Genomic DNA, 25,120 nt, shown 5'->3' on the forward strand with positions numbered 1-25,120 from the left:
CCGCTCACGGGGGCTGACGATGGCCGCCCGGGTCCGTAGCATCTGTCGGGGTGCCCGCGTCGGGGTGGGCATCCGACGGCCGGCCGGGTGCCTCCGCACGCGCGCCGGGTGGCGACGTTGCGCGACGGGCAGAGAGGCCGGCGATGAGTCGAGCAGAGCAGGACACCGCGGCGGGCACCGAGGGCGAGGACTACACCCAACGGCTGCAGCGTCTCGGTGGCGCGCGCTGGAAGCAGGTGCTCGACGTGCAGGCGCCCTACCGGTGGAACCTCCAGCGGCTCGAGCTGGGGCGTACCCTCGACGTCGGCTGCGGCCTCGGTCGCAACCTGGCCAACCTGGGTGAGGGCGCGGTCGGGGTGGACCACAACCCGACGTCGGTGGCGCACGCCCGGGCCGCCGGCCTGGAGGCGTACACGATCGAGGAGTTCCACCAGTCCCCGCACGCCCGGCCCGGCGCGTTCGACGCGCTGCTCGCCGCCCACCTGCTGGAGCACCTGCCCGCCGAGGCGGCCCTGGAGGTCATCTCCGGCTACCTGCCGTTCCTGCGGTCCGGCGGCACCGCCGTCTTCATCACCCCCCAGGAGCGGGGGTACGCCAGCGACGCGACCCATGTCCGGTTCGTCGGCTTCGACGAGGCGGCGCAGGCGGCCCGCGATCTCGGCATGACGGTGGTCAAGCAGTACTCCTTCCCGTTCCCCCGGTCGATGGGCAAGGTCTTCACCTACAACGAGTTCGTCACGGTGGCCCAGCTGCCCTGAGCCGCGTCACCCACAGGTGACGGGCCAGCGGCAGGCGGACGCCGCGCGGCTCCCGCGGGCCTGCGACCGGGGGCCGCCGGTGTCGCGGGCCGGGACCCGAGCTGTCCGTGCCCGCCGCGTGGCACCCGGCAGGCCGGTTACCGTGGCGACATGACCAACCCGACCCGGTGGGCGACCGAGACCGGCCCCGAACACTCGCAGTGGTACATCGACCGGTTCCGGCGGCTCGCCGCCGAGGGTGCCGACCTGGCGGGTGAGGCCCGCCTGGTCGACGCGGTGGTGGCCCCCCGTTCGCGGATCCTCGACGCCGGCTGCGGCACCGGCCGGGTCGGTGCCGCCCTCGCCGCGCGGGGGCACCGGGTGGTCGGGGTCGACGCCGATCCCACCCTGATCGAGGCGGCCCGCGCCGACCACCCCGGGCCCCGCTGGCTGGTCGCCGACCTCACCGAGTTGGATCTCGCCGGCTCCGGCGAGGGGGAGCCCTTCGACGCCGCCGTGGTCGCCGGCAACGTGATGGCCTTCGTCGCCGCCGGCACCGAACCGACAGTGCTGACCCGGATCGCCGCCCACCTGCGCCCCGACGGGGTGGTGCTCGTCGGTTTCGGTCTCGACCGGGGTTACCGGCTCGACCACTTCGACGCCGACGTGGCCGCCGCCGGCCTCCGCCTCGACCAGCGCTTCGCCACCTGGGACCTGCGCCCCTGGCGGGACGACGCCGACTTCGCGGTCAGCCTGCTGCGCCGCCCGACCGGCTGAACCGCCCGGGGTGGGCGGAATCGGTCAGGACGGGGCGGCGACGGCCCGGGCGGCGGCCGGGTCGAGAGGGCTGCCGGCGGGGACCAGGCTGACCAGGCCGGCGGGGAGCCGGACCGGGGTGACCCCCTGGTAGCCGAGCATCCCGAGCACCTCACCGTCGGCGAGCACGTAGCGGCGGCCCAGGTCGGTGACCACGGAGACCGCACCGCCGTCCGCACCCGGCGCGGCCACCGACTCGACCACCGCGCCCCGGCCCGGCTCGACCAGCACCTGGTCCACGCGCACCCCGCCCGAGCCGTCGGCGGTGCGGGCGGCGGCCGAGAGGTCCGGCACGGTCGCGCCGACCCTGATGTCGCGGACCACGCCGTCGACGCCGACCCGGGCACAGAGCGCGCCGTCGTCCACGCCGGCCAGGCGCGGCGGGGCCGGAGGCGGCGCGGCCGGGCCCGCGGGCACCAGATCCGGCAGCTTGGGCAGCGCGGCGAACCGACCCAGGCTGACCGGGGCCGGTTCGTCCTGGCCGGTGCGGGCCATCAGCAGGGCGGCCTGGAGTTCGGTGATGCCGGCCAGGCCGGCCCGCTCGGCGACCGCGTACTGTCGGCCACCGCCGGAGTTGCGGACCAGGTAGACGTCCCCGATCGTCGCTCCGGCGACCTCGGCGGAGGGCTCGCCGAGACCGGCCACCGGGGGCGGGGCCAGGTCGACGCCCGCCGGCAGGGCGTTGAGCAACGCCGGGGCGGCCGGAACCGCGCGCTCCCGGGTGGCGGCCAGCGCCGCGAGCACCCGGGCGGTGTCGCGCAGCAGGTACCGGCGTTGGTGCCAGATCAGGTGCAGGCCGCCGTCCGGGTGCCGGACCAGGACCGCCTCCTCGGTGAGCCGCCGCCCGCCGGTCGCCTCCCGGCCGATCAGCAGGGCCGACCGGGAGGTCGCCCGACCCGCCTCCGTCGGCTCCAGCGAACACACCGTCCACGGGGCGGTGGAGAGCCGACCGGGGGCGGGCAGTGAATCCGGCGCGTCGGCGATGCCCAGTGGCAGGCCGCGCGGCACCCCCTCGATGGACCGACGCGACACCAGCACGGTGCGGGACCGGTCCGCCCCGACGATCAGCAGCGCCGACGCGTAGTTGAGCACCGGGTGCAACCTGCCGTCGCGGTAGACGAACCGGGCCCCGGACTCCTTTTCCACGACCACCGCCCCGGTGTCGCGCCAGGCCGACCCGCCACCGGCGAACAGACCGTAGAGGGCGAAGCCGCCCAGCCCGATCGCCGCGACCAGGACACTGGCCAACCCGGTGCCGGCCAACCGGCGAAACGGCGACCGCGCCGGGTCGGTCTCCCGCATGACCAGGGCGGCGACGGCCCGCTGCACGGTGAACTGGTAGGAGTGGAGCTGGTCCTGCCGCGACGGCATGGCGTCCCTTCCGCGAGTCCTCGGCGGACAGGATATGCGCTGTGTCGATGTCCCGTTGACCCTCCGTCGCCGACCGGCGGGGGCCGGGAGCCGGCCGGGGCGGACCCCGGCCGGCGGGCGTGCGCGAGCCGACACCGGTCCGAACCGGTCGCCCCGGTAGCATCCCGGCACGACGACGGTGGAAGGGTGGCCGGGTGGGCGTGCGATTCGAGGAACTGGCCTGGCGGGAGACCCCGATCGGCGCCATCAGCCTGCGCCGACGGCGCGACCCCGCACTCGACGTCGACGTGTACGAGGTCAAGCTCGACGACGAGTACCTGATGTCCAGCCTCTTTCCGGTGGCCGAGATCGAACTGGCCCGGCTGGGCCTGGCCCCGCTGGCCGACGAGCCGCTCGACGTGGTCGTCGGCGGCCTCGGCCTCGGCTACACCGCGCGTACCGCCCTGGAGGACGCCCGGGTGCGCTCGGTGCTGGTGGTGGAGACGATCGAGGACGTCATCGACTGGCACCGCCGCCAACTGCTCCCCTTCGCCGCCGGCCTCGCCCCGGACCCGCGGACCCGGTTCGTCCGGGCCGACTTCTTCGCCACCGTCGCCGCCGGCGTCGGCTTCGACCCGGACCAGCCCGGCCGCCGCTTCCACGCGGTGCTGCTCGACGTCGACCACTCCCCCCGCAACGTGCTGCACCCCAGCCACGCCGCCTTCTACACCCCCGACGGCCTCCGCCGGCTGGCCGACCTGCTGCTGCCCGAGGGGGTCTTCGCGCTCTGGTCGGACGACCCGCCGGACGACGCGTTCGGCCGGGTCCTCGCCGAGGTGTTCCCCACCTGGCAGGCGCACGTCGTCCCGTTCGCCAACCCGCTGACCGGCGGGGAGTCCGCCAACACCGTCTACGTCGCCCGGCGCTGAGCCTGCGGCGACCCGCCCGACGCCCGTCCCACCGCTGCGGCCGGCCCAGGGGCACCGGCCGCTCGGGCCCGGTCCGGCACCGGCCACGCCGGCCCACCGGGAGGTGGCGCACCGCCCACGGGACACGCGACGCGACGCCGGTCGAGGCGTACGGCGGCGGCAAACGGGAATGCCGCCCGGTCAGTGCTGTCAGAGGAGGTGGACATGCGGGCCATGCTCTTCGTCGTCGGTGTCGTCGGCGGCGCGCTCATCCTGCTCGGGCTGCTCCTGGAGGCGGTCCGCTGGCTGGCGATCATCGGTCTCGTCGCGCTGCTGGTGGTGATCGTGCTGGCGTTCCTGCGGGGACGGCAGGCGGTGCACCGGCACTCCGCAGGCCGCCGCTAGCCGACGCCGGTAACCACGCACGGACCCGGGTCCCGCCGTGCGGGCCCGGGTCCCGCCGCCTCCCCGGTGGCGTCGCACCGGCCACCGCGCCCACCGGCCACCGCGCCCACCGGCCACCGCGCCCACCGGGCGGCACCGGGAGGTGCCGACCCGGGCGATCCGGTGCCCACCCGCACGCACCCCGCCAGCGGCCCCGGCTGCGGGCCGGGGGCGAGGCGGCTGGCTCAGTGCGCCCCGCCGAGGTTGAGTACCACCACTCCCCCGATGATCAGGCCCACCCCGATCACCTTCGACGCGCTCAACGGCTCGCCGAGGAAGGCCGCGCCGATCGCGACGATCGCCGCGGTGCCCAGCCCCGACCACATCGCGTACGCCACCCCGACCGGGATGTCCCGGACGGCCAGCGCGAGCATCCCGAAGGCCAGCAGGTAGGCGACGGCCAGCCCCACCGTGGGCCAGAGCCGGGTGAACCCCTGCGTCGCCTTGAGCAGGCTGGTGCCGCCCACCTCGGCGCTGATCGCGATCAGCAGGAACACGTAGGCCATCTCAATCCCTCCGCTGCGTACCCCCATGATCGCGCACCGCCCCGGACGGCCCGGCGGGGTCTGACGCGGGACGGCCCGGCGGGGCCGGTCGCGTATCGGACACCGCGTAACCCGGCCCCGACCCCGACCGTCATACAGTCAGCACCGTCGTCTGGTCCGCCCGGTCGACACACCGGGACGGGCCGGTACGCCGGACCCACCCGCGCCGGTCGCGCCGGGTCCGGCCGACGTGGCGGGCCGGGCGGGTGCCGGGACCACCACGTCCGAAGGAGCCACCATGATCGGTCAACGAGCATTCGCCGGGGCTGCGGTCGGCCTGCTCACCGCGGCACTGGGCCTGCCCGGGACGGCGGCTGCCGACCCACGCCGGGACAGCCTGCGGTACTGCGCGCTGCATCCGCTGCCGCTGCCGGCGGGGGTGACGCACGGCGAGGCCCAGGCGGTGGACCCGACGGGCCGGTTCGTCGCCGGCATCGGCACCCGGATCACCGACGGGGTGTGGGAGCAGGTCCTGCTGATCTGGCAGGGCAACCGGGTCACCGCCGTGGACACCCCGCTGGCCGGAGAGGTCACCGGGATCAACCCGGCCGGCGTGGTGATCGGCAACGGGTCCATGTCCGCGACGTACCGCCCCTGGCGTTACCAGGACGGCCTGCTCACCGAACTACCCGTCCCGGGGACCGTCTCGAACGTCTGGGCCGAGGGGATCAACGCACGCGGCGACATCGTGGGACACGGCTCGGTGGAGGCCACCGAGACCCAGCTCCCGCTGCGGTGGCCGGCTGACCGGCCGGACGCGGTCGAGACTGTCGCGCCGCTGACCGACGGGATCGCCAACGCGGTCCTGGACGACGGCAGCGTCGTCGGCACCTCAGTCGGGCCGTCCGGACCGCCGAGCTACGCGGGCTGGGTACGTCGCCCCGACGGCGGCATCCGCTGGCTCAGCGTGCCCGGCAAACCCCGCGCCTGGGCGAGCGCGGGCCGGGGTGACTGGGCCGCCGGTGGGGTGGACGACACCCCGGAGGAGGGCGACGGGACCCCCCAGCGGTGGAACCTGCGCACCGGGGCGGCGACGCCGGTCCATCCGGCGGTGGGGTGGCGGATCTACGGTGTGACGGCCAGCGGTGTGGTGCTCGGCGAGTCGGCGGTGGGGCACGGTGACCGGGTGACGCCGCTGCCCGGGGTGACCAACAAGATCCGCTTTGTCCGGGCGGGCGCGATCGCGGACAACGGCATGGTGGTCGGCTGGACCGTGGGTGACCGGCTCACCCCGGTGCGCTGGACCGGCTGCTGACGGGCCACGCGGCGGGCCCGGCCGCGTCCCGGCCGGGCGGCGGGGCTGGCCGGGGCGTGGGCCGGGCCGACGGGGACGACTGACGGTCCGCCCGGCCCGGCCGGCGCCGGCTCGGACCCGCCCGGTGGGGCTCCACAGGCCGCGTTCGAGACCACCTGCACCGGTGCCGGCAGGCGGCCACGGTGTACACCGTGGCCGCCGTCGGGCCGCCGTCTGCGGGGGTCAGACCCCGGAGGTGGCGAGGGCGCGGGCCGGGCGCTCGTCGGTGGTCGGCCGGGCCGCCCCACGGTTGGGCAGGGACAGCCGGATGACCTTCCACCATGCGGAGGCGACCTGCTTGGGCAGCGGGCCGGTGGTGTAGGACAGCCCGTACCTGTCGAACAGCGCCCGTACCTGCGGGGCGATCTCCTGGTAACGCTTGCTGGGCAGGTCGGGGAAGAGGTGGTGCTCGATCTGGAAGGACAGGTTGCCGGTCATGACGTGCATCAGCCGGCTGCCGCTGATGTTGGCCGAGCCGAGCATCTGCCGCAGGTACCACTCACCCCGGGTCTCCCCCTCGATCGAGGTCTTGGAGAACGTCTCCACCCCGTTGGGGAAGTGCCCGCACATGATCACGGAGTGGCTCCACAGGTTGCGGATCAGGTTCGCGGTGAAGGTGGCGGCCAGGGTGCTGAGGAAGGACGGGCCGGACAGCAGCGGATGGATGACGTAGTCCTTGAGCACCTGGCGGCGGATCTTGCGGCCGACCCCGCGCAGCCGGGCCCGGAACTCGGGGGTCTTGTGCCGGCCCTTGCGCAGGTTGCGGCCCAGCTCCAGGTCGTACGCGGCGATGCCGTATTCGAAGAAGCAGGCGTTGAGGAAGTTCCACAGCGGCTGGCCGAGGTGCATCGGGTACCACTTCTGGTCCTCGTCGACCCGCATGATGCCGTACCCGAGGTCGTTGTCCTTGCCCAGCACGTTGGTGTACGTGTGGTGCAGCTGGTTGTGCGAGTGCTTCCACTGCTCGGCCGGGGAGACGTGGTCCCACTCCCAGGTGGTGGAGTGGATCTTCGGGTCGCGCATGAAGTCGTACTGGCCGTGCAGGATGTTGTGGCCGATCTCCATGTTCTCAAGGATCTTGGCCACCGCCAGGCCGGCGGTGCCGACCACCCAGGCCGGCGGGAAGAGCGAGAAGAGCAGCACCGCGCGGCTGCTCATCTCCAGCGTCCGCTGCGTCTTGATCACCTTGCGGATGTAGGCGGCGTCGCTCTCGCCGCGCTCGGCGAGCACCCGGTCCCGGATGGCGTCGAGCTCCTTGCCGAGGATCTCGATGTCCTCGGCACTCAGGTGGGCGATCGGGTTGACGGGCTTGTGCTGGATGACGGTCACGTCCGGCCTCCTGGTCAGAGATCGATGTCGCAGGTACCGGCCGCCGCCGACACGCAGGTCTGAATGAGCACACCGTCGCCGGGCAGGGCGGTGGTGAGGGTCCCGTCGCGCAGGTCGCGCACCGCGCCCTGGCGCAGCGGCAGCACGCAGCCGTAGCAGATGCCCATCCGGCAACCGGACGGCATCAGCGCCCCGGCGGCCTCACCGGCGTCGAGGATGGGGGTGCCGCCGTCCGCGGCGACGGTGAGGCCGGCCCGGGTGAAGGTGACGGTGCCGCCCTCACCGGGGGCGATGACCGTCGGCCGGAACCGCTCGGTGTGCAGCCGGTCGGCGACGCCGGCCGCCGCCCAGTGCTCCTGCACCGCGTCGAGCATCCCGACCGGGCCGCACGCCCAGGTCTGCCGGTCGAGGTGGTCGGGCACCAGGTCGGCCAGCTCGTCGACGCCGAGCAGGCCGTCCCGGTCGGTGTACCGCTCGACCAGCCGGATACCGCCCTGGGCGGCCAGCGCACGCAGTTGCCCGCCGAACACGACGTCGTCCGGGGTCGGCGCGGAGTGCACCACCACCACGTCGGCCCGGGTGGGCACGCCGGAACGCAGCATGCCCATCACCGGGGTGATGCCGCTGCCGGCGGTGAGGAAGAGCACCCGGGCCGGGATCGGGTCGGGCAGGACGAAGTCGCCCGTCGCCTGGTCGAGCTGGACGATGGTGCCCACCCGGGTCCGGTGGACCAGGTGGTTGCTGACCCGGCCGTCGGGGATGGCCTTGACGGTGACGCTGATCAGGCCGTCGGGACGGTCCGGGGCAGAGGTCACCGAGTAGGCCCGCCACTGTCGCACCCCGTCGACGTCGACGCCGAGGCGGACGTACTGGCCGGGGAGGTGGCCACGCCAGTCGCGGCCGGGTTGGATGGTGAGGGTCGCCGCGTCCCGGGTCTCCGGGTCGACGGCGACGATCCGCCCGCGCAGGGCGGCCCCGGCGCGCAGCGGCGCGACCAGGTCGAGGTAGTCCGCCGGCAGCAGCGGGGTGGTGACCGTCTCGGCCAACCGCAGGAGCCGGTCCCGGACGGACGTCTTCGCCGGGGGATGCGGGACGGTGGTGGTCATGACCCCAGAGTGCTCGCTATTCCGCATAACATCTTGACCAAGGAAGGTGAATCCGATGCGGTAACTTGTGCGGAGGGAACAACATGCCGGAATCAGGGGCAGCCGGTCAGCTCGGCGGTCGACTGGAGCTCGACGCCCAGGTGGCCGAGCGGTTACGCGGCCGGCTGCCGATGGTCGCCGCACACACCGTCACCACCATCACCGCCGAGGTGTCCGCCTACTCCGGCACCCTCACCGGCCAGATGCGCGAGAAGATCGAAAACGCGGTACGGGTGGCGTTGGGCACATTCCTCCAGCTCATCGAGCGGGCCGGGACGGCCGACCCGAGCACCCCGCTGAGCCGGGCGCTGGAGGCCGCGTACGCGCTGGGCGCCGGGGAGGCGCGGGCCGGCCGGAGCATGGACGCGCTGCTGGCCGCGTACCGGGTGGGGGCCCGGGTGGCCTGGCGGGAGGTCTCCACCACCACCGTGCGCAGCGGGTTGTCCGCCGAGACGGTCGCCGAGTTCGCCGAGCTGATGTTCGCCTACATCGACGAACTCTCCGCCGCCAGTGTCGCCGGCCACTCCGACGAGTTGGCCAACGTCGGCCGGGCCCGGCGGCGCGACCTGGACCGGCTCACCCAGCACCTGCTCGCCGGTGATCCGGAGGAGGTACTACGGCGCAGCGCCGAACGGGCCGAGTGGTCCCCGCCGCAGACCCTGACCGTGGTGGTGCTGCCCCGCAGCAGCCTGCGCGGGGTGCTCGCGGTGCTGCCCCCGCACACCCTGGAGAGCGGCGAGGACCTGCCCGGGGCGCAGCGGGCCGAGGAGGAGGCGCTGCTGCTCGTACCCGACATGCACGGCAGCCGGCGTCGGCAGCTCGGCACGGTGCTGCACGGGCACCGCGCGGTGCTCGGGCCGGCCCGCCCCTGGGTCGCGGTGGCCCGGTCGTACCAGCGGGTGTTGAAGGCGCTCGTGCTCGGTGTGCCGCGACCGGCGGACGGCACCGCGCTGGACACCGAGCAGCACCTCGCCCGGTTGGTGCTGCACACCGACCCGGAGGCGCTGGCCGACCTGCGCGCCCAGGTGCTCGCGCCGTTGGCCGACCTCTCCCCGGCGACCGCCGCGCGGCTGGCCGAGACGATGCGCTCCTGGCTGCTGCACCAGGGCCGCCGCGACGACGTCGCCGCCGACCTGTTCGTGCACCCGCAGACGGTCCGCTACCGGATGGGTCGGCTGCGCGAGCTGTACGGCGACCGGCTGAACGAGCCCGGCACGGTGCTCGACCTGACGGTGGCGCTGGCGTTCCCGCCCGCCGAGGGCGACGGCGGGCCCGCCGAGCACCCACCGGCCACCGCGCCTCCGCCTTCGTCCGAGGCCCGGCGGCCGTGAGGCGGGACGCCGCGACCGCGCTCCACTACGGACCGTCCGGCGTCCCACCACCTCGGTCACCGGGACCGGCCGCAGTGGACGGTCGGAGTGACTGTGTCGACAGGACGACAGGAACGCGTCCGGCGGCTGACAGCGCGCGAGGACGTGGGCCATGATGGCGGCATGCGTCTGATTTTCTCCGTCTCGGCCTCCGACGAGTCGCCGGTGCACGACCTTCGCGACGAGTTGGCGGCCGATCCGGAGCTGCGTGACGCCCGGGTCCGGCTGCTGCACACCGCCCCCGAACCGGGCACCCTGGGCGCGGCCGAGGTGCTGGAGTTCGTCGGCCAGGACGTCCTGCTGCCCGTGGTGATCCAGGCGGTGTACGACTGGTTCCAGGCCCGACGCGGCGCCCGTCGGGGTGCGGAGACCACCGTCACGGTCACCCTCACCGACAGCCCGGACGGCACCCGGGAGGTGAAGATCGAGGCGAGCGGCTCGGCCGAGGACGTCATCGCGGTGCTCCGGCAGGGCCTGCGGTGACCACTGCGCACCAACCACGGTTCGACCCGACGAAGTCCCGCGCCGTCCTGCTGGGCGTCAGCCGGTACGACCACCTGGCGCTGACCGTGCCTGCCGCGCGGGACAACATCGAGGCGTTGGCCACCGCGTTCGCCGACCCCGCCGTGTGGGGCCTGCCGAGGCGGCGGATCAACGTGGTGCACGACCCGTCGGCCGACGACCTGGCCGGCTACGTCGAGGACGCGGCGCAACTGGTCGGCGAGGACGGCGTGCTGGTGGTCTACTACGCCGGCCACGCCGTCCGGGTGGGCCGGTCGATGCGGCTGCTGCCCCGGGAGGCCACCGACAACCCCGGCACCGAGTTCCCGGTGGAGGGTTTCGTGGCCGCCGCGCAGGGGGCCGGTGCCCGGCACCGGCTGCTGATTCTCGACTGTTGTCACGCGGGCAACGCCAGCGCCGCCCTGCCGGCGGAGCCGTTCCGGGTGGACGAGGAACTCAGCGGCTGGCAGTTGCTGGCGGCCGTCCGCAGCGGGCCGGCGCTGGACGCCGGCCCGGAGGAGCTGCACACCCCGTTCACCAGGGCGCTGCTGGACGTCCTCGCCCATGGCGGGGCGGACGCGGCGCAGTGGCTGACGCCCGCGGACGTGCTGCGGGAGGCCGGGGAGCTGCTGGCCGGCGCGGGCTATCCCCGACCGGCCCGCAGCCCGGCCGAGTTCGACCGGGGCTGGGTGCGCAACGTGGCCTGGCGACCGCCGGAGAAACGGCCGGTGCCGTTCCCCCGCCGGTCGCCGGGGGCGTCCGGTGAGCACAGCGACCGGGCCGGTTTCGAGAGTGCCTGGCCGACGCGTCAGGTGCCGTTCGAGGGCCGGGTCCCGGAGCTGGCCCGGGGCGCGGCCAGCCTGGGGAAGCAGGGTGCCGTCCTGCCGGTCGTCGGGCCCCGGCACGCGGGCAAGCGGTACTTCGTCGACGAGGTGCTGGCCCGCTTCGCCGAGCAGGCCGACCGGGTCGCCGACGTGGCCCTGCTGCGGCTGGACATTCCCAACAGCAGTGCGCCCGAGCCGGTGCTCGGGGTGCTCGCCCGGGAACTCGACGTGACCATCGACGACGTCACCGACTACGGCGTGGACTACCCGGAGGCGGTCCGGCTGACCCTGGTCGACGAGTTGCAGAAGCAGCTGCACCGGCGTCGGCTGATCCTGTTCGTGGAGGGGTCCCGGCTGGGCACCACGCCGGAGGTGGTCCGGGCCGAGCTGGAGCGGCTGCTGGAGCTGCCGGTGTTCGACCAGGCGCTGGTCATCGTGGCGACCCGGGCACCGGTCAGCGTCAGCGGCGACGGCCGGCTGCGCTACCTGCCGGTGATCCAGCTGCGGGAACTCAGCGAGGACGAGGCCACCGCGCTGGTCGACCAGGTGCTCTCCGACCCGGTGTACGGCGGCGGTCTGACCATCGCCGGGCTCGCCGAGGGGCGGCTCTGGACGGAGCTGGACGACAAGCTGGTCCGGCTGCCGGGGGTGCTGCACAACGGGATCGACGAGCTCGCCAACGACGTGCTCAACAAGCGGATCGAACAGGCCGGTGTCGAGCACCTGGTCGACGCGCTGCTGCGCCGCTCCGCCGCGACGGTCGGCGCGGGTCTGCGGGACGTCGACTGCTTCGCGCTGTGGACCGGCACCGACGGCGGACGGGGTCGACCGGGCGCGCTGGCCGTGTTGACCGCCTGGGCCGTCACCGACGGTCTGTGGATGTCCTCCGAGCTGCTCGAGTCGATGGGGTGCGGGCTCACCGCGATGGCCACCCACCACCTGGTCGAGGCGCGCATCCTCACCCAGCAGGAGCACGACGGCACGCTCTGGCTCGACCTGGGCCGGTCGACCCGGCACGCGTTGAGCAACGCGCTGACCGCCACCCTGCGCGGCACCGGCGGCGGCAACGTCTACGGCCGGGCCCTCGTCGACGGCGCCGAACTGACCCCCGACCAGCTCGACGGACCGGTCGCCGAGGCGATGTTCGCCCTGGTCATGGCGGTGCTGACGCAGCGGCAGCGGCACCCGGCCAACTCCGACCGGCACGTCATGAAAGGCATCGACCGGGCGATCGGCTGCCTCGACGAGACCGTGGGCGGGTATCCCCGGCTGCGGGAGACGCTGACCAAGCTCGCTGCCGCGCACTCCGGCGACGCGGCGTTCAGCCCGGTGCTGCTGGAGGCCGCGACCGCGCCGTCCGCCGCCGACCCGGTCGGCACGCCGGCCGACGCCGAGTCACCGTCGGACGGCGGGGAGGCCCGCTCCGAGCGGCCGGTGCGCGCCTCCGGTTATCCGGTGGTCGCCGGTGCCGCCCAGCTCAACCAGGCGATGCGGGCCACCGGGCAGACCCAGCAGGTACGCGAAGCGTTCGTGGCCGCCGCCGACGCCGTCGCGGAGGCGATCGGGCAGGCCGACCGGGACGCGTTGTCACACCGGTTGCTGAAGTCGATCGACACCGCGCTGTTCATCGGTGGCCGTCGGCTGCGGGCGGGGACCAGCCTGCTGCCGGCCCGGGAGCGGGCCGCGCCGGTGCTGGCCGAGTGCGCCCGGGCGGCCGGCGGCAGCCGACCCGACCTGATCAACGTGGCCATCTCCTGGCTGCTCAACACCGTCGACCTCCAGCTGACCTCGGGACGGGTCACCGACTCGCAGGCCGCGCTCGGCACCGCCTTCGCCCTGTTCGACCTGATGCCCGAACCGGTGACCCTGCGGGACCGGTTCGCGGTGTTGCAGATGCGCCACCGGCTGCTGTGCGGCCGGGCCCGGGGGCAGCACCGCCTGGCCGACCGGGTGACGACCCTGTCCGAGGCGACGGCCGCGGTCGAGGAGGGGTTGGCCCTGTCCGCGTCGGACAGCGACCGGGGTCTGTGGAGCATGCGGCTGTGCGGGGTGACGACGCTGCTGGTCGCCGAGCAGCCGACCTTCGCCGACCAGTCGGCGACGGGCCGGCGGGTCGTCGAGGCGCTGACGTCGTCGTGGGGTTCGCCGGGCCGGTGGCCGAGCGACACCCGGATGTACGTGTGGCGGCTGCTGCACGCCGTGCACCGCGGCGACCCGGACGTGGTCAGCCAACTGGAGGCCGCGAAGCAGACGATGGCCCTGGTGCTGACCGCCGGGGAGTTCGCGCTGTTGCCGGGCATCGAGGCGGAGGTGCACCTGTTCGTCGCGCACTGCCTGCGCCGCAACAACCGGTTCGGGGACGCGACGACCGAGGCCGAGACCGCCCTGGAGTGCGCCAGACGGGCGCACGGCGACCAGCCGGGCGCCCAGTCGCTGCTGCGTGAGCTGCGCATCCAACGCGAGTTGGGGGGGGTGGCGGGCCGAGGTGGACACGCCGGCACGCGGCGACGCACCCCGTACCCGGGTCCGGGACCAGAAGCTGTTGCGTCGGATCCGGGAGGTGCAGTCCTGGCTGGCCGACCAGGAGCACACCACCTGGCACCACGCGGTGCTCGACCTGTGGTGCCACCGGGCCCGGTGGAGCAACGAGGGCAACCTGCTGGCCGCCTCCACCCCGGAGGGGCGCGACGTCAGCAGCATCCCGCATCAGGAACGGCTGACCAACATCGGTCGGCTCTACCGGGTGCGCCGGGACAAGCTCGACGGTCACCTGCGGCGGTTCAGCCACTCCATCGAGCTGTTGCAGATGGAGGTGGGGCTGGAGCGGCAGTACCGGCGGTGGCTGGGGGTGCTGGAGACCTACCGGGACGAGCAGGGGGTGACCCGACGCAACGACGTCGACAACAGCGCGGTGTGGGATCTCATCCGGGCCGCCGAGCAGCGCTGGCCGGACCACCCGGGGGTGCTGGAGGTCCGGGCGGAGTTCCACCGCTACATCTGGGAGTACCGGCGGGCGATCGAGGCCTACCGACGGTTGACCGTCACCGCCCCCGACGGTCGGGGACGGTTGCGGCACGGGCTGGCCATGGTGGAGGCGGTGGTCGGTTACGCCCAGTTCTCCTGGCCCCGCAACGATCCCGACCCCCGTCCGCTGCTGGTCGAGGCGGGGGACCTGCTCGCCGCCGAGGAACGGGAGGGGCCGTTCCTGGAGCAGCTGGTGATCCTGCGTACCCGGGTCGACCTGGAGCTGGCCCGGGAGATCGACTGGGCCGACGTCGAGAAGGTCGCCGCCGAGATCATGAGCAGCGACGGCTACACCGCCGGTGTCGCGGCGATGCTCAACCGGCGGTGGAGCGGCGACGCCGTGGTCACCAGCCTCGCCGATCCGGGGGTGTGGCGGATCGCCGAGGGCAGCCGGTTCGCCGACCAGCTGCACCAGCTCTTCGACACCTCCCCCCGGGTGCATCCGCTGGCCGACCGGGAGGTGACCGACGAGGCCCACTCGACGATCGCCGACTTCCTGCGGGAGAACTTCACCGAGGTCCAGCTCCTGCGCGGCCTCGGTGCGGTCTACCTGCGGATGGCCGAGCTGCACCGGCAGCCCGAGCAGGCCGGCCGGGCCTTCCACTTCTTCGACGGGTGCCGGGTCTTCCAGCAGGTCCACCTCGCCGGCCGGGTCACCCCGGTCACCCGGTTCCTGATGGCCCGGGCGATCCTGCTGGCCGCGGAGCTGACCCAGTCCGCCGACCCGATCGAGGGCCCGTGCCCGTGGGAGGGCAAGAGCTGGCTGGAGTACGCCGACCGGCTCCTGCAGTCGTGCAAGGACGAGTCGGTGGGTGAGTTCGGCAAGCAGTGCAGCCACTTCCGGAAGGTGACCACGGAGCTGCTGCGGAGCATCCGGTCCCGGCAGGGGATGGAGAAGATGCGCAACCTGCGCCGCCCCCGGTGACCAGTGCCCGCCCCGGACGGGGTGGTCAGCCGGCGGGTCGGGTCGACCCCCGGTCGACGCCGACCGGTGCGCCGGGCGACCGGCGGGCACAGGCCAGCGCGGCGAGCACCGCACCGGCCGTGAGGCCGGCCAGCCCGGTCCAGAGCGCCGGGTCGGCCCGCACCCCGCCGGGCATCTGCCGGACCAGCACGAAGCCGCCCATGACCAGCACGAACCAGCCGAACGACCGGCGCAGCACGTCGGCCGGCACCCGGCTGGTGAGCAGCCCGCCGAGCAGGCTGCCGAGCACGGCGGCCACGGTGACGGCGGCCGCCAGCGGCCAGTTGATGTCGACGGTCCAGAGGTAGCCGGCGAGGCCGGCGAACGACTTCATCGCGATGACCAGCAGCGAGGTGCCGATCGCGACCGGCACGGGCAGGCCGCCGAGCAGGGCCAGCGCGGGCACCACGAGGAATCCCCCGCCCGCCCCGACGAGGCCGGTGGCCAGCCCGACCACCGCCCCGTCGGCGAGCACCCGGGCCAGGGGCAGCTCGCGCGGCCCGGCCGCCTTCCCGGTGGTGCGTCGACCCCGGATCATGGCGGCGGCGGTGGCCAGCATCAGCACCGCGAAGCCGGTGAGCAGGAGCGTCGGCGGGAGGTGACCGGAAAGCCGCCCACCGGCGTACGCCCCGGCCATGCCGGCGAGCCCGAACACCAGCCCGGTACGCCAGCGGACCCGGTGCGCCCGGGCGTGCGGCAGCACCCCGACGAGGCTGGTGACACCGACGACGAGCAGGGAGGTGGCGATGGCCTCCCGTACGGGCAGGTCGGCGACGTAGACCAGCAGCGGCACGGCCAGGATGGAGCCGCCGCCGCCCAGCAGGCCGAGGCTGACCCCGATCAGCACGGCCAACCCGACGGTCAGCAGCAGGGTGGCGCTCACCCCTGCCGTCCGGTGTCACCGCGCAGCTGGGCGACGACACCGTCCAGGTCGCATCCGGCACCCCGGTTGTACGGCAGCCGGCCCAGCAGCATGCCCATGGCACAGGTGTCGGTGAGGGCGGCGACGGTGAGCCCGCCGCCGATCAGCGCGGCGACCCACTTCAGGCCCGGCACCAGCACCGAACCGAGGACGCTGACCAGCACGATCGACCCGGCGACGAGGCGTACCTGCCGTTCCAGGTCCCAGCGCGGGGTGCCCCGCCGGACCGGTGCGGAGGTCTTCTCCCAGGCGAGCATGCCGCCGTCGAGGACCCGCAGGTGGGGTAGCCCGGCGGCGGCGAGCGCCTGACCGGCCTGGCCGGCCCGTGCGCCGGAGCGGCAGACCAGCACCACCTCCTCGTCGAGGTGTCGCCGCAGTTCGTCGCGGTGCTCGCGGAGCAGGTCGAGCGGAACGTTGTAGGCGCCGGGAATGTGCGCGGTCTCGAACTCGGCCGGGGTGCGGACGTCCAGCAGCCGGGGTGCCCGGCCGGAGTCGACCAGGGCACGCAGGGTGTCGGTGTCGACGGTGGCCTCGCGGGTCGGGTCGGTGGGGTCCATCTCTCCTCGTTTCGGGTTCGCCGGGGTCTCAGGCGGGGGTGGTGAGGGTGAGGCCGGCCGGCGCGGCCCGGTCGAACCGGTCGTCGACGACGACCACCGTCCGGCCGGCGTTGGCCAGCAGGGACGCGGCGGCACTGGCGCGGTAGCCGGAGCCGCAGTGCACCCAGATCGCGCCGGGGGGAATCTCGGCGAGCCGCGCCGACAGTTCGGGCAGCGGGACGTGTACGGCGTCGGTGAGGTGCCCGGCCGTCCACTCGTTGGTCATCCGCACGTCCAGGACGACCTGCGGGGCGGGCAGCCCGGCGGGCGGGTTCCCGACGCGGGCGGCGGCCAGGGCCGCGAAGTCGGCGACGGGCTGCTCGCGGAGCTGTCCGGGGTCGGCGGCCCACCGCTCGGGGCCACCGGTGGCCTGGGCGGCAGGCCGGTCGATGCCGATGCGGGCCAGTTCCCGCTGGGCCTCGGCGACCTGTTCCGGGGTCTCGGCGAGCAGGGTGAGCGGGGTGCCCCAGTCGATCAGCCAACCGAGCCAGGTGGACATCGGCCCGTCGAGGCCGAGGCTGACCGTGCCGGCCAGGTGCGCGGCGGCGTACGCCTTGCGGTGCCGCAGGTCGACCACCCACTGCCCGGCGGCGATCCGTTCGCGCAGTTGCCCGGCGTCGGCGCGGGTCGCCGGGGTGAGGTCGATCGGCGGCGCGCCGGCGGCGTTGATGGCCCCCATGTGCGCGTAGTACGCCGGGTGGGCGTCCAGGCCGGCCAGGATGTCGGTGACGAAGTCGGCGGCGGCGAGCCGGAGCACCGGGTTGACCTGCCGTTCCCGGCCGATGGTGGAGTCGGGGGCGTCGGCCTGGGTGGCGGAGCAGAAGCTGCCGAAGCCGTGGGTGGGCCAGACCTGGGTGCCGTCGGGCAGCAGGTCGGCCAGCCGTCGGGCGGAGGTGTGCTGGCGGTGGGCTAGTTCGTGGGCGTGCTGCTGGCCGAGCAGGTCGGTGCGGCCGGTGGTGCCGAACAGCAGGGAGCCGCCGGTGAACACGCCGACCGGCTGCCAGCCGCCGTCGGTGGCGGTGTCCAGGACGTACGACAGGTGGTGGAAGGTGTGGCCGGGGGTGGCGACCACCCGCAGCCGCAGGGTGTCCGACACGGGCACCTCGTCGCCGTCGTCGACCGGGGTCCGGGGGAATCGGACCTGGTCGGCGGCGGCCACCAGGTATTCGGCCCCGGTGAGCCGGGCGAGTTCCCGGCCGCCGGAGACGTAGTCGTTGTGCAGGTGGGTCTCCACCACGTGGGTGATCCGGACGTCGCGCTGGCCGGCCAGGCGCAGGATGCGGTCGACGTCGCGCTGCGGGTCGACCACGACCGCCACCTGGCCGTCGGAGGCCAGGTAGCTGCGGTCGCCGAGGGAGGACGTGCTGAGCACCGTCACCTCAACAGTCATGACAAACCTCTCTTTTCACTTATACCCCTGGGGGTATGTAACGGACAGACGGGTGTTCGTGTTCCGGGGTACGGAGTACCCGCCCGGAATGCGCTCAGGCGGGCCGGGCGGGGTGCCGTTCGTGGGTCAGGCCAGCGCCAGGAAGAGCTTCTCCAGCTCGGCCTCGGTCATCTCGGGAGTCTCACCGCGCCCACGCGCCGCGTCGCAGTGCCGCATCCCGGAGGCGATGATCTTGAAACCGGCCCGGTCGATGGCCTTGGAGACCGCCGCGAGCTGGGTCAACGCCTCCCGGCAGTCCTCGCCGTTCTCCATCATCTCGATCACGGCGTTGAGCTGACCCCGGGCCCGCTTGAGCCGGGTCAACGCGTCGCCGGTCATCTCCGGTCGCAGTTTCACGGTGCACCTCCTGCCACCAACATACCCCCGGGGGTACCCGAACCGCCACCCGCCCGCAACGGCCGCGTCGGCCCGCCCCGGGGAGAGGGCGGGCCGACGCGAGGGGGTGCGGGTCAGTGCCGACGTCGGCCGTACGTGCCGGCGAGAACGGCGACGCCGCCGGCCGCGAAGGCCACCTGGAGGAACAGCTCGATCCAGTCGATGCCCCCGGTGTCGTCCACCCCGAGCGCGCCGGCGAGCAGGGTGCCGAGGATCGCGGCCACCACGCCGATGGCCAGGGTCAGCAGGATCGAGATCTTCTGCTTCCCGGGCACCACGAGGCGACCCAGGGCACCGATGATCAGACCGATGATGATGGCGGTGAAGAAGCCCTGTACTTCCACGTGTGTCGTCCCTCCGCGAGTCGCTGTCGACCTGGACTCTGCCCCGGGTGGGCGGGCGGTGAAACCACGGCGGGACGCCACGGACCAAATGTCACGCGACTGTCATACGCTCGCATGGGGACCGTCATCCGAACGCCGCGCCGATCCCCGGAAGGTCCGTTCCAACAGGTCGAACAACGCCGTCCAGTGCCGCTCGGCGGCCTGTTCGTCGTACATGGCGGTGTCGGCCATCGTGAAGCCGTGCGGGGCTCCGGCGTACACCTCGGAGCGGTAGGCGACCCCGGCGGCGTCGAGCGCCCCCTCCAACGCCGCGATGTCGTCGGCGGTCATCGAATCGTCCCGGTCGGCGTGGGCGAAGTACAGCTCACCGGTGACCGTGCCGACTCCCCGGTGCGGGCTGTCCGGCGCGTCGGTGACGACCCGGCCGGCATGGAAGCTGGCCAGCGCCGCGATCCGGTCCGGATGCGCCTCGATCGCGCGCAACGCGTTGGTACCACCCATGCAGTACCCCACGATCGCCACCGGCCCGGCCGCGACGTCGTCGCGGGCGGCGAGGAAGTCCAGGTAGGCCCCGGCGTCCCGGGCCACCAGCTCCGGGGTCAGCGCGGTGATCAGCGGCACGATCCGGCCGAACAGCTCGCCGCGCCGCTGCGGATCGGCCAGGTCGGCGAGGTCGACGCGCGGCATCGGACCGGCGCGGTGGAACAGGTTCGGCACGAGCACCAGGTACCCCTGCGCGGCGATTCGCTCGGCCATCTCGGCGAGCCGGGGACGCAACCCGAAGGCGTCCATGAAGAACAGCACCGCCGGGAACGGCCCGTCCCCGGCCGGCCGGGCCAGGTACGCCTCGGCCGCGCCGTCACTGGTCGGAACCTCCACCGTCGTCGTGCCCGCCATGGTGTCTCCTCACCCGGGTGCCGGCGCACCCACCGCGGGAACGCTACCCGGTGCGCGAACAGCCGACGGAACACAGCACGGCATCCCCGCGACGGACGGGATGCCCGGCGGGGTGGCCCGGCGACGGACGGGGGTGACCGGTGCAGCAGCCCGGCGACGGACGGGTGACCGCAGGCCAGCGACCCGCGTGGGTGGCGTCGGCGGCCCGGCTGCGGTAGGCAAACCGCCAGGTGGACGGCGTGCCGGGCCGGAGTTGTCACGGATCGGGGGTCTGCCCGGTCGTTGGTGGTGCAGGGGCGGTGGGACCGCCACGGGCAGACAGGGAGTGGACCGACCATGAAGATCGTCGTCATCGGGGGCAGCGGACTGATCGGCAGCAGGCTGGTGGCGCTGCTCGGGCAGCAGGGCCACGACACGGTGGCCGCCTCCCCCCGTACCGGGGTGGACACGCTCACCGGCGCGGGGGTGGCCGAGGCGCTCGACGGCGCCGACGTCGTGGTGGACGTGTCGAACTCGCCGTCGTTCGAGGAGACCGCCGTCCTGACGTTCTTCGAGACGTCCACCCGCACCCTGCTGGAGGCGGAGGCGAAGGCCGGCGTACGGCACCATGTGGCGCTGTCGATCGTCGGCGCCGACCGCATCCCGGACAGCGGCTACATGCGGGCCAAGGTGGCGCAGGAGGCGCTGATCGCCGGGGCGGACATCCCGTGGACGGTGGTGCGCGCCACCCAGTTCTTCGAGTTCGTGCCGGCCATCGTCGAGTCCGCCGTGGCGGGCGACGAGGTACGCCTGCCGCCCGCGCTGATCCAGCCGATCGCCGCCGACGACGTGGTGACGGCGCTGGCCGAGATCGCGGCCGGCGCACCGGTCGACGGGATCGTGGAGCTGGCCGGGCCGCAGCGGTTGCGCCTGGACGAGCTGGGCCGGGAGACGCTGACCGCCGCCGGTGACCCCCGGCCGGTGGTCACCGACCCGCAGGGGCGCTACTTCGGGGCGTTGCTGGCGGAGCAGTCGCTGGTCCCGCTCGGCGACGCCGCCCGTACCGGTGGCACCCGGTTGGCGCAGTGGCGCGCACGCTGACCCGTTGCGGGGGCCCGGCGTCGGGTGACGTCGGGCCCCTGCGGCGCACCGCCTACGGTGGGTCCATGACGACCGGGGCCGCCGCCGACGAGCCACCGGCCGTCGCGGCGGCCGACCTGGCCGCGTTCCTCGACGTGCGGCCGAGGCTGTTCGGGCTGGCCTACCGGATGCTGGGCAGCGTCGTCGAAGCCGAGGACGTGGTGCAGGAGGCGTGGCTGCGCTGGCAGGGCACCGACCGCAGCGGGGTACGCAACCCGGCGGCCTTCCTCACCACGACGACCACCCGGCTGGCGGTGAACGCGGCCACCTCCGCCCGCGCCACCCGGGAGACGTACGTGGGGCCGTGGTTGCCCGAGCCGGTCGACACGAGTGCCGACCCGACCCTCGGTGCGGAACGGGCGGCCGCGTTGGACGTGGCGGTGCTGTTGCTGTTGGAACGGCTGGCTCCCGCCGAACGGGCCGCGTACGTGCTGCGCGAGGCGTTCGACTACCCGTACCGGGAGATCGCCGAGGTGCTCGGCACGTCGGAGCCGAACGCCCGGCAGCTGGCCAGTCGGGCCCGGCGGCACCTTGCCGTGGCGGGGTCCGCGCCCGCCCCGCCGCAGCGACGGCGGCAGCTGACGCGGGCGTTCCTCGGCGCGGCCCGCGACGGCGACCTGACCACGTTGGAACGGTTGCTCACCGCCGACGTGGTGGCCCGTGCCGACGGCGGCGGCCGGGTGCACGCGGCCCGCTTGGACGTGTGCGGGGTGGCCCGGGTGACGAACTTCCTGGACAACGTGCGACGCAAGTACTGGCGGGCGACGACGGTCGACCTGGTCGAGGTCAACGGCGGCCCGGCGGTACTGGTCGCCACCGACCGCCCGGTCACCCTGATCACGGTGGACACCTCGGCCCGGGGCATCGAACGGCTCCTGCTGGTGGTCAACCCGGACAAGCTGGGTCGGCTGCCGGCCCGACGCTGACCGGCGATTTCCGCCACCGTTCACGCAACGACCGGTAGACCGACCATTCGACTTCCGTCTATACATGTGGCAACGGAGCCGCATCTGACCGGACGGAGCACCCATGAACCGACGCCTGCGTGCCGCCGCGACCATCCCCACCGCGGTCCTCGCCGCCACGCTCGGCCTCGCCCACCCCGCCGAGGCCGCCGGCTACTCCGCCCCGCTGACCACCGCCGTCGCCGGCCTGCCCGTCGCCGCCGAGAACCGCACCGGCTACAGCCGCGACCTCTTCCCGCACTGGATCGACGCCGACGGCGACGGCTGCACCACCCGCAACGAGGTGCTGCTCGCCGAGGCGGTCAGCGCGCCCACCGTCACCGGCACCTGCGCGCTGGCCGGGGGACGCTGGTACTCCTACTACGACAACGCCTCCTGGACCGCCACCGGTGACCTCGACATCGACCACATGGTGCCGTTGGCCGAGGCGTGGGACTCCGGCGCGCGTACCTGGAGCACCAGCCGCCGCCAGGCGTACGCCAACGATCTCGGCGACAGCCGCCCGCTGGCCGCCGTCACCGACAACGTCAACCAGTCCAAGGGCGACCAGGACCCGGCCAGCTGGCTGCCGCCGTACGCCGCCGCCCGGTGCCGGTACGTCACCGAATGGGTGGCCACCAAGATCCGCTGGCGGCTCACCGTGGACAGCGTCGAGAGGAGCGCCCTGACCAGCCTGGCCGGCGGCTGCCCCAACGCCACCGTCTCGGTCACCTACGCGTACTGAGCGACCCCGTCGCCCGCGCCGCCCCGATGCGGACACGCAACGCCGGGGCCAGCGAACCGGCGGGTCGACGGGTGGGGTCACCTGACCGACGGGGGTACCTCACCGACGGGGTCGACGGACCGACGGACCGGGTGCAGGGGTCGACGGACCGACGGGGTCAAGGACCGACGGGGTCGACGGACCGGGTGCAGGGGTCAACCGAGTGACCGTGACCCCTGCGGTGGTCCGGGGGAGATCGGTGCCGTCTGCTCCCTCTGCCCGGACCGGATCACACGTCGGTGATCCGCAGGCCCGCGTGGGCGCGGTAGCGCCGGTTGACCGAGATGAGGTTGGCGGTGAACGCCTCGACCTGGTGCGCGTTGCGCAGCCGCCCGCCATACACGCCCCGTACCCCCGGAATGGTGTCGGCGAGCGCCCGGACCAGGTCGGTGGCCTCCCGGTCGTCGCCGAGCACCAGCACGTCGGTGTCGACCGTGTCGAGATCCGGGTCCTCCAGGAGTACGGCGGAGACGTGGTGGAACGCGGCGACGACCCGCGACCCGGTGAGGATCGCGGCGGCCTGCTGGGCGGCGGAGCCCTCCGGGACGGGCAGGGCATAGGCACCCTGCTTGTCGAAGCCCAGCGGGTTCACGCAGTCCACGACGATCTTCCCGGCCAGCGCCGGGGCGAGCGTGGTGAGCAGTTCGGCATGCCCGTCCCACGGCACCGCGACCACCACGATGTCGGCCTGCGCGGCGGCGTCGGCGTTCGACCCGCCCCGGACCCGGCCGGGCAACCCGGCGGCCGTCTGCGCGGCCCGCCCGGCGTCCCGCGACCCCAGCACGACGTCCAACCCGGCCGCCCCGAAGCGCCGGGCCAACCCCCGCCCCTGCGGCCCGGTCCCGCCGAGCACGCCGACGGTACGGTCCCGCAGCTCGTCACTCACACTCACGTACGTCTCCTTCTCGTCCCACCGCCCGCCCCACACAGTCCCGATCTCCGTCCCGCCGGCCCTCCCTCCCGCCCCACGCCCTGCCCCGCCGTCGCGGTGATCAAGAGATTTGCGTCAGTTGATCAAGAGGTTTACGTCATCGTGGAGATCATTCCTGACGCTTTTCTCTTGATCACCGGAGCAGGAGCGGGGTGGGGGTGGGTTTGGGGTGGGGTGGGTTTGGGGTGGTCAGGGGTGGGGTTGGTAGAGGGTCAGGGGGGTGCCGGTGGGGTCGGTGACCAGGGCCCGGCGTTCGTGGGGGCCGGTCACCGGGTCGGTGGCGGTGGCGCCGGCGGCGATCAGGTGGGCCAGGCAGGCGTCGAGGTCGTCGACCTGGATGCTGAGCACGGTGCGGCCGGCGACGGGTTGCTGGGTGGCGTCGGCGAGGCCGATGGTGACCGTGCCGTCGGTGACCGCGGCGTACCGGTCGCCGTCGCGGAACTTCACGGTCAACCCGAGCGCGGTGTAGAAGGCTAGTTGGGCGTCCAGGTCGTCGGCGGGGACGATCACGTGACCGATCCTCATGGGCGGAACCTCGGCATGACCTCGCGGGCGAACCGCTCGACGATCTCCATCGACCGTTCGATCGGCAGGCCGAGCCACTGGGCCCGGAACACGAAGTGGTTGTAGCCGGCGTCGGCGAAATCCTGGATCTTGGCGGCGATGTCGTCGGGCGAGCCGAAGAAGAGCGCCTTTTCCTTGATCGCGTCCCACTGCGACTCGAAGAAGTCCATGCCGTACTGGACGTACTCGCCGTAGGAGCGTTTCACCTGTTCACCGGCAACGGCGAACGCCGCCTCGGCGGAGTCGGCCACGCACAGGTCCCGGTGGATCGGGAAGACCGCGTCCCGTTCGTCGAAGCCGGCGGCCCGTCGCTGTTCGCGGTAGTCGGCCAGGTTGCCGACGGCCCAGTTGCGGCGCACGTTGGACGGGGCCAGCCAGGGCAGCCCCTGCCGGGCGATCCGGGCGATGCCGGTCGGGCCGTTGGCGCCCACCCAGACCGGCGGGTGCGGGCGCTGCACCGGCAGTACGCTGCACCGCACCCCGTCCAGGGTGAAGTGCTTGCCCTCGTGGTGCACCGGCTCCCCGGTCCACAGTTGCTGCATCACGGCGAGGGCCTCGTTCATCCGGGACACCCGGGTGCGCCGTTCGATACCGAACGACGTGAACTCGGCGTCCCGGTAGCCCGACCCGATGCCCAGGACGAACCGGCCACCGGACATCTGGTCGATGGTGGCGATCTCCTCGGCCCAGTGCACCGGGTGGCCCAGTGGCAGGATGAGGATGCCGGTGCCGAGTTGCATCGTCCCGGAGTGGTCGATGAGCCGGCTCAGCAGCGGCAGCGGCTGCGGGGTGCTCAGCGACGACAGGTAGTGGTGGATGCCGAAGACCGAGTCGTAGCCCAGGTCGCGGACGTGCTGGACGTACTCGACGGTCTCACCGATGCGCCGGCCCAGGTCGTCGCCGGGGGCGTACTGGTGGTCGAGCAGGATGCCGAACTTCACGC

Annotated in this window: 24 protein-coding genes; 11 read left to right on the forward strand and 13 right to left on the reverse strand. The window is 73.7% G+C overall.

What is annotated here, in order from left to right:
• The first annotated feature begins 143 nt into the window (after window positions 1-143).
• Both AB0K25_RS09865 and AB0K25_RS09870 read left to right on the forward strand, forming a co-directional pair.
• Window positions 144-758, forward strand: coding sequence for a class I SAM-dependent methyltransferase (locus tag AB0K25_RS09865; RefSeq protein WP_091239114.1), 615 nt, complete (start codon window positions 144-146; stop codon window positions 756-758).
• A gap of 150 nt (window positions 759-908) precedes the next feature.
• Window positions 909-1,514, forward strand: a complete 606-nt coding sequence (locus tag AB0K25_RS09870) for a class I SAM-dependent methyltransferase (RefSeq protein ID WP_219460876.1) — start codon at window positions 909-911, stop codon at window positions 1,512-1,514.
• Window positions 1,515-1,538: 24 nt separating this feature from the next.
• Here AB0K25_RS09870 and eccB read toward each other — a convergent pair whose 3' ends face one another.
• A complete protein-coding gene (eccB, locus tag AB0K25_RS09875; RefSeq protein WP_357533898.1) occupies window positions 1,539-2,924 on the reverse strand; it encodes a type VII secretion protein EccB in 1,386 nt (461 codons plus the stop codon).
• A 194-nt stretch (window positions 2,925-3,118) separates the two neighbouring features.
• Here eccB and AB0K25_RS09880 point away from each other — a divergent pair, with 194 nt between their 5' ends.
• A complete protein-coding gene (locus AB0K25_RS09880; protein WP_357017926.1) occupies window positions 3,119-3,832 on the forward strand; it encodes a spermidine synthase in 714 nt (237 codons plus the stop codon).
• A 204-nt stretch (window positions 3,833-4,036) separates the two neighbouring features.
• Window positions 4,037-4,216, forward strand: coding sequence for a hypothetical protein (locus tag AB0K25_RS09885; protein ID WP_208566388.1), 180 nt, complete (start codon window positions 4,037-4,039; stop codon window positions 4,214-4,216).
• Between the two features lie 224 nt (window positions 4,217-4,440).
• On the opposite strand, the gene AB0K25_RS09890 is transcribed toward AB0K25_RS09885, so the two are convergent.
• The gene (locus AB0K25_RS09890) at window positions 4,441-4,761 is read right to left on the reverse strand and encodes a multidrug efflux SMR transporter (protein ID WP_208566389.1); all 321 of its coding nucleotides are present in this window, start codon (window positions 4,759-4,761) and stop codon (window positions 4,441-4,443) included.
• A gap of 277 nt (window positions 4,762-5,038) precedes the next feature.
• Between AB0K25_RS09890 and AB0K25_RS09895 the strand changes: the two genes are divergently transcribed.
• Complete coding sequence (locus AB0K25_RS09895) at window positions 5,039-6,055, forward strand: hypothetical protein (protein ID WP_357533902.1); 1,017 nt, start codon at window positions 5,039-5,041, stop codon at window positions 6,053-6,055.
• 222 nt (window positions 6,056-6,277) lie between these two features.
• Here AB0K25_RS09895 and AB0K25_RS09900 read toward each other — a convergent pair whose 3' ends face one another.
• Together AB0K25_RS09900 and AB0K25_RS09905 are read right to left on the reverse strand one after the other, a co-directional pair.
• Entirely contained in the window at window positions 6,278-7,423 is a 1,146-nt protein-coding gene (locus tag AB0K25_RS09900; RefSeq protein WP_208566391.1) for an acyl-CoA desaturase, read from the reverse strand.
• A gap of 14 nt (window positions 7,424-7,437) precedes the next feature.
• Entirely contained in the window at window positions 7,438-8,529 is a 1,092-nt protein-coding gene (locus tag AB0K25_RS09905) for a ferredoxin reductase (protein ID WP_357533906.1), read from the reverse strand.
• Window positions 8,530-8,612: 83 nt separating this feature from the next.
• On the opposite strand from AB0K25_RS09905, the gene AB0K25_RS09910 reads away from it, so the two are divergent.
• The 3 genes from AB0K25_RS09910 (at window position 8,613) to AB0K25_RS09920 (ending at window position 15,103) form a co-directional block, all read left to right on the forward strand.
• Window positions 8,613-9,899 carry a helix-turn-helix domain-containing protein gene (locus AB0K25_RS09910; RefSeq protein WP_357533908.1) on the forward strand — a complete coding sequence of 429 codons (1,287 nt, stop codon included), beginning with the start codon at window positions 8,613-8,615 and terminating at the stop codon, window positions 9,897-9,899.
• A gap of 162 nt (window positions 9,900-10,061) precedes the next feature.
• Entirely contained in the window at window positions 10,062-10,421 is a 360-nt protein-coding gene (locus tag AB0K25_RS09915; protein ID WP_208566394.1) for a hypothetical protein, read from the forward strand.
• A complete protein-coding gene (locus AB0K25_RS09920) occupies window positions 10,418-15,103 on the forward strand; it encodes a caspase family protein (RefSeq protein WP_363819554.1) in 4,686 nt (1,561 codons plus the stop codon). Before AB0K25_RS09915 ends, AB0K25_RS09920 begins: the two co-directional genes overlap by 4 nt.
• Before the next feature lie 134 nt (window positions 15,104-15,237).
• On the opposite strand, the gene AB0K25_RS09925 is transcribed toward AB0K25_RS09920, so the two are convergent.
• From AB0K25_RS09925 to AB0K25_RS09950, 6 genes are all read right to left on the reverse strand, one after another.
• Window positions 15,238-16,134 (reverse strand): sulfite exporter TauE/SafE family protein, encoded by an 897-nt coding sequence (locus AB0K25_RS09925; protein WP_363819557.1) that lies wholly within the window; start codon window positions 16,132-16,134, stop codon window positions 15,238-15,240.
• The gene (locus AB0K25_RS09930) at window positions 16,131-16,730 is read right to left on the reverse strand and encodes a rhodanese-like domain-containing protein (protein WP_357017947.1); all 600 of its coding nucleotides are present in this window, start codon (window positions 16,728-16,730) and stop codon (window positions 16,131-16,133) included. Before AB0K25_RS09930 ends, AB0K25_RS09925 begins: the two co-directional genes overlap by 4 nt.
• Before the next feature lie 28 nt (window positions 16,731-16,758).
• The gene (locus tag AB0K25_RS09935) at window positions 16,759-18,159 is read right to left on the reverse strand and encodes an MBL fold metallo-hydrolase (protein ID WP_363819560.1); all 1,401 of its coding nucleotides are present in this window, start codon (window positions 18,157-18,159) and stop codon (window positions 16,759-16,761) included.
• Between the two features lie 126 nt (window positions 18,160-18,285).
• Window positions 18,286-18,555, reverse strand: coding sequence for a metal-sensitive transcriptional regulator (locus AB0K25_RS09940; protein WP_204926517.1), 270 nt, complete (start codon window positions 18,553-18,555; stop codon window positions 18,286-18,288).
• 113 nt (window positions 18,556-18,668) lie between these two features.
• Complete coding sequence (locus tag AB0K25_RS09945) at window positions 18,669-18,938, reverse strand: GlsB/YeaQ/YmgE family stress response membrane protein (RefSeq protein WP_357533916.1); 270 nt, start codon at window positions 18,936-18,938, stop codon at window positions 18,669-18,671.
• Window positions 18,939-19,040: 102 nt separating this feature from the next.
• Entirely contained in the window at window positions 19,041-19,835 is a 795-nt protein-coding gene (locus tag AB0K25_RS09950; RefSeq protein WP_363819563.1) for a dienelactone hydrolase family protein, read from the reverse strand.
• Window positions 19,836-20,171: 336 nt separating this feature from the next.
• Between AB0K25_RS09950 and AB0K25_RS09955 the strand changes: the two genes are divergently transcribed.
• The 3 genes from AB0K25_RS09955 to AB0K25_RS09965 all read left to right on the forward strand — a co-directional run bounded on the left by AB0K25_RS09955 (window position 20,172) and on the right by AB0K25_RS09965 (window position 22,643).
• Window positions 20,172-20,915: an SDR family oxidoreductase gene (locus AB0K25_RS09955; RefSeq protein WP_219460842.1), complete on the forward strand. Its 744-nt coding sequence runs from the start codon at window positions 20,172-20,174 to the stop codon at window positions 20,913-20,915.
• 65 nt (window positions 20,916-20,980) lie between these two features.
• Window positions 20,981-21,880 (forward strand): RNA polymerase sigma-70 factor, encoded by a 900-nt coding sequence (locus tag AB0K25_RS09960; protein WP_219460839.1) that lies wholly within the window; start codon window positions 20,981-20,983, stop codon window positions 21,878-21,880.
• A gap of 103 nt (window positions 21,881-21,983) precedes the next feature.
• Complete coding sequence (locus AB0K25_RS09965; RefSeq protein WP_363819566.1) at window positions 21,984-22,643, forward strand: HNH endonuclease family protein; 660 nt, start codon at window positions 21,984-21,986, stop codon at window positions 22,641-22,643.
• A 268-nt stretch (window positions 22,644-22,911) separates the two neighbouring features.
• Here the strand turns inward: AB0K25_RS09965 and npdG are convergent, their stop codons facing one another.
• The 3 genes from npdG to AB0K25_RS09980 form a co-directional block, all read right to left on the reverse strand.
• Complete coding sequence (gene npdG, locus AB0K25_RS09970; RefSeq protein ID WP_219460834.1) at window positions 22,912-23,574, reverse strand: NADPH-dependent F420 reductase; 663 nt, start codon at window positions 23,572-23,574, stop codon at window positions 22,912-22,914.
• A gap of 228 nt (window positions 23,575-23,802) precedes the next feature.
• Window positions 23,803-24,138 carry a VOC family protein gene (locus AB0K25_RS09975; protein ID WP_219460814.1) on the reverse strand — a complete coding sequence of 112 codons (336 nt, stop codon included), beginning with the start codon at window positions 24,136-24,138 and terminating at the stop codon, window positions 23,803-23,805.
• Window positions 24,135-25,118, reverse strand: coding sequence for an LLM class flavin-dependent oxidoreductase (locus tag AB0K25_RS09980; protein WP_357533921.1), 984 nt, complete (start codon window positions 25,116-25,118; stop codon window positions 24,135-24,137). The genes AB0K25_RS09975 and AB0K25_RS09980 overlap by 4 nt, the downstream gene beginning before the upstream one ends.
• Window positions 25,119-25,120: the final 2 nt, after the last annotated feature.

This window comes from Micromonospora sp. NPDC049257 (assembly GCF_040678915.1).
GTDB classification, from domain to species: domain Bacteria; phylum Actinomycetota; class Actinomycetes; order Mycobacteriales; family Micromonosporaceae; genus Micromonospora; species Micromonospora antibiotica.

Coding starts and splice junctions, on each gene's coding strand:
- AB0K25_RS09865 (WP_091239114.1), top strand. CDS start 144: ATGAGTCGAGCAGAGCAGGACACCGCGGCGGGCACCGAGGGCGAGGAC.
- AB0K25_RS09870 (WP_219460876.1), top strand. CDS start 909: ATGACCAACCCGACCCGGTGGGCGACCGAGACCGGCCCCGAACACTCG.
- eccB (WP_357533898.1), bottom strand. CDS start 2,924: ATGCCGTCGCGGCAGGACCAGCTCCACTCCTACCAGTTCACCGTGCAG.
- AB0K25_RS09885 (WP_208566388.1), top strand. CDS start 4,037: ATGCGGGCCATGCTCTTCGTCGTCGGTGTCGTCGGCGGCGCGCTCATC.
- AB0K25_RS09890 (WP_208566389.1), bottom strand. CDS start 4,761: ATGGCCTACGTGTTCCTGCTGATCGCGATCAGCGCCGAGGTGGGCGGC.
- AB0K25_RS09895 (WP_357533902.1), top strand. CDS start 5,039: ATGATCGGTCAACGAGCATTCGCCGGGGCTGCGGTCGGCCTGCTCACC.
- AB0K25_RS09905 (WP_357533906.1), bottom strand. CDS start 8,529: ATGACCACCACCGTCCCGCATCCCCCGGCGAAGACGTCCGTCCGGGAC.
- AB0K25_RS09910 (WP_357533908.1), top strand. CDS start 8,613: ATGCCGGAATCAGGGGCAGCCGGTCAGCTCGGCGGTCGACTGGAGCTC.
- AB0K25_RS09915 (WP_208566394.1), top strand. CDS start 10,062: ATGCGTCTGATTTTCTCCGTCTCGGCCTCCGACGAGTCGCCGGTGCAC.
- AB0K25_RS09930 (WP_357017947.1), bottom strand. CDS start 16,730: ATGGACCCCACCGACCCGACCCGCGAGGCCACCGTCGACACCGACACC.
- AB0K25_RS09935 (WP_363819560.1), bottom strand. CDS start 18,159: ATGACTGTTGAGGTGACGGTGCTCAGCACGTCCTCCCTCGGCGACCGC.
- AB0K25_RS09950 (WP_363819563.1), bottom strand. CDS start 19,835: ATGGCGGGCACGACGACGGTGGAGGTTCCGACCAGTGACGGCGCGGCC.
- AB0K25_RS09955 (WP_219460842.1), top strand. CDS start 20,172: ATGAAGATCGTCGTCATCGGGGGCAGCGGACTGATCGGCAGCAGGCTG.
- AB0K25_RS09960 (WP_219460839.1), top strand. CDS start 20,981: ATGACGACCGGGGCCGCCGCCGACGAGCCACCGGCCGTCGCGGCGGCC.
- AB0K25_RS09965 (WP_363819566.1), top strand. CDS start 21,984: ATGAACCGACGCCTGCGTGCCGCCGCGACCATCCCCACCGCGGTCCTC.
- AB0K25_RS09975 (WP_219460814.1), bottom strand. CDS start 24,138: ATGAGGATCGGTCACGTGATCGTCCCCGCCGACGACCTGGACGCCCAA.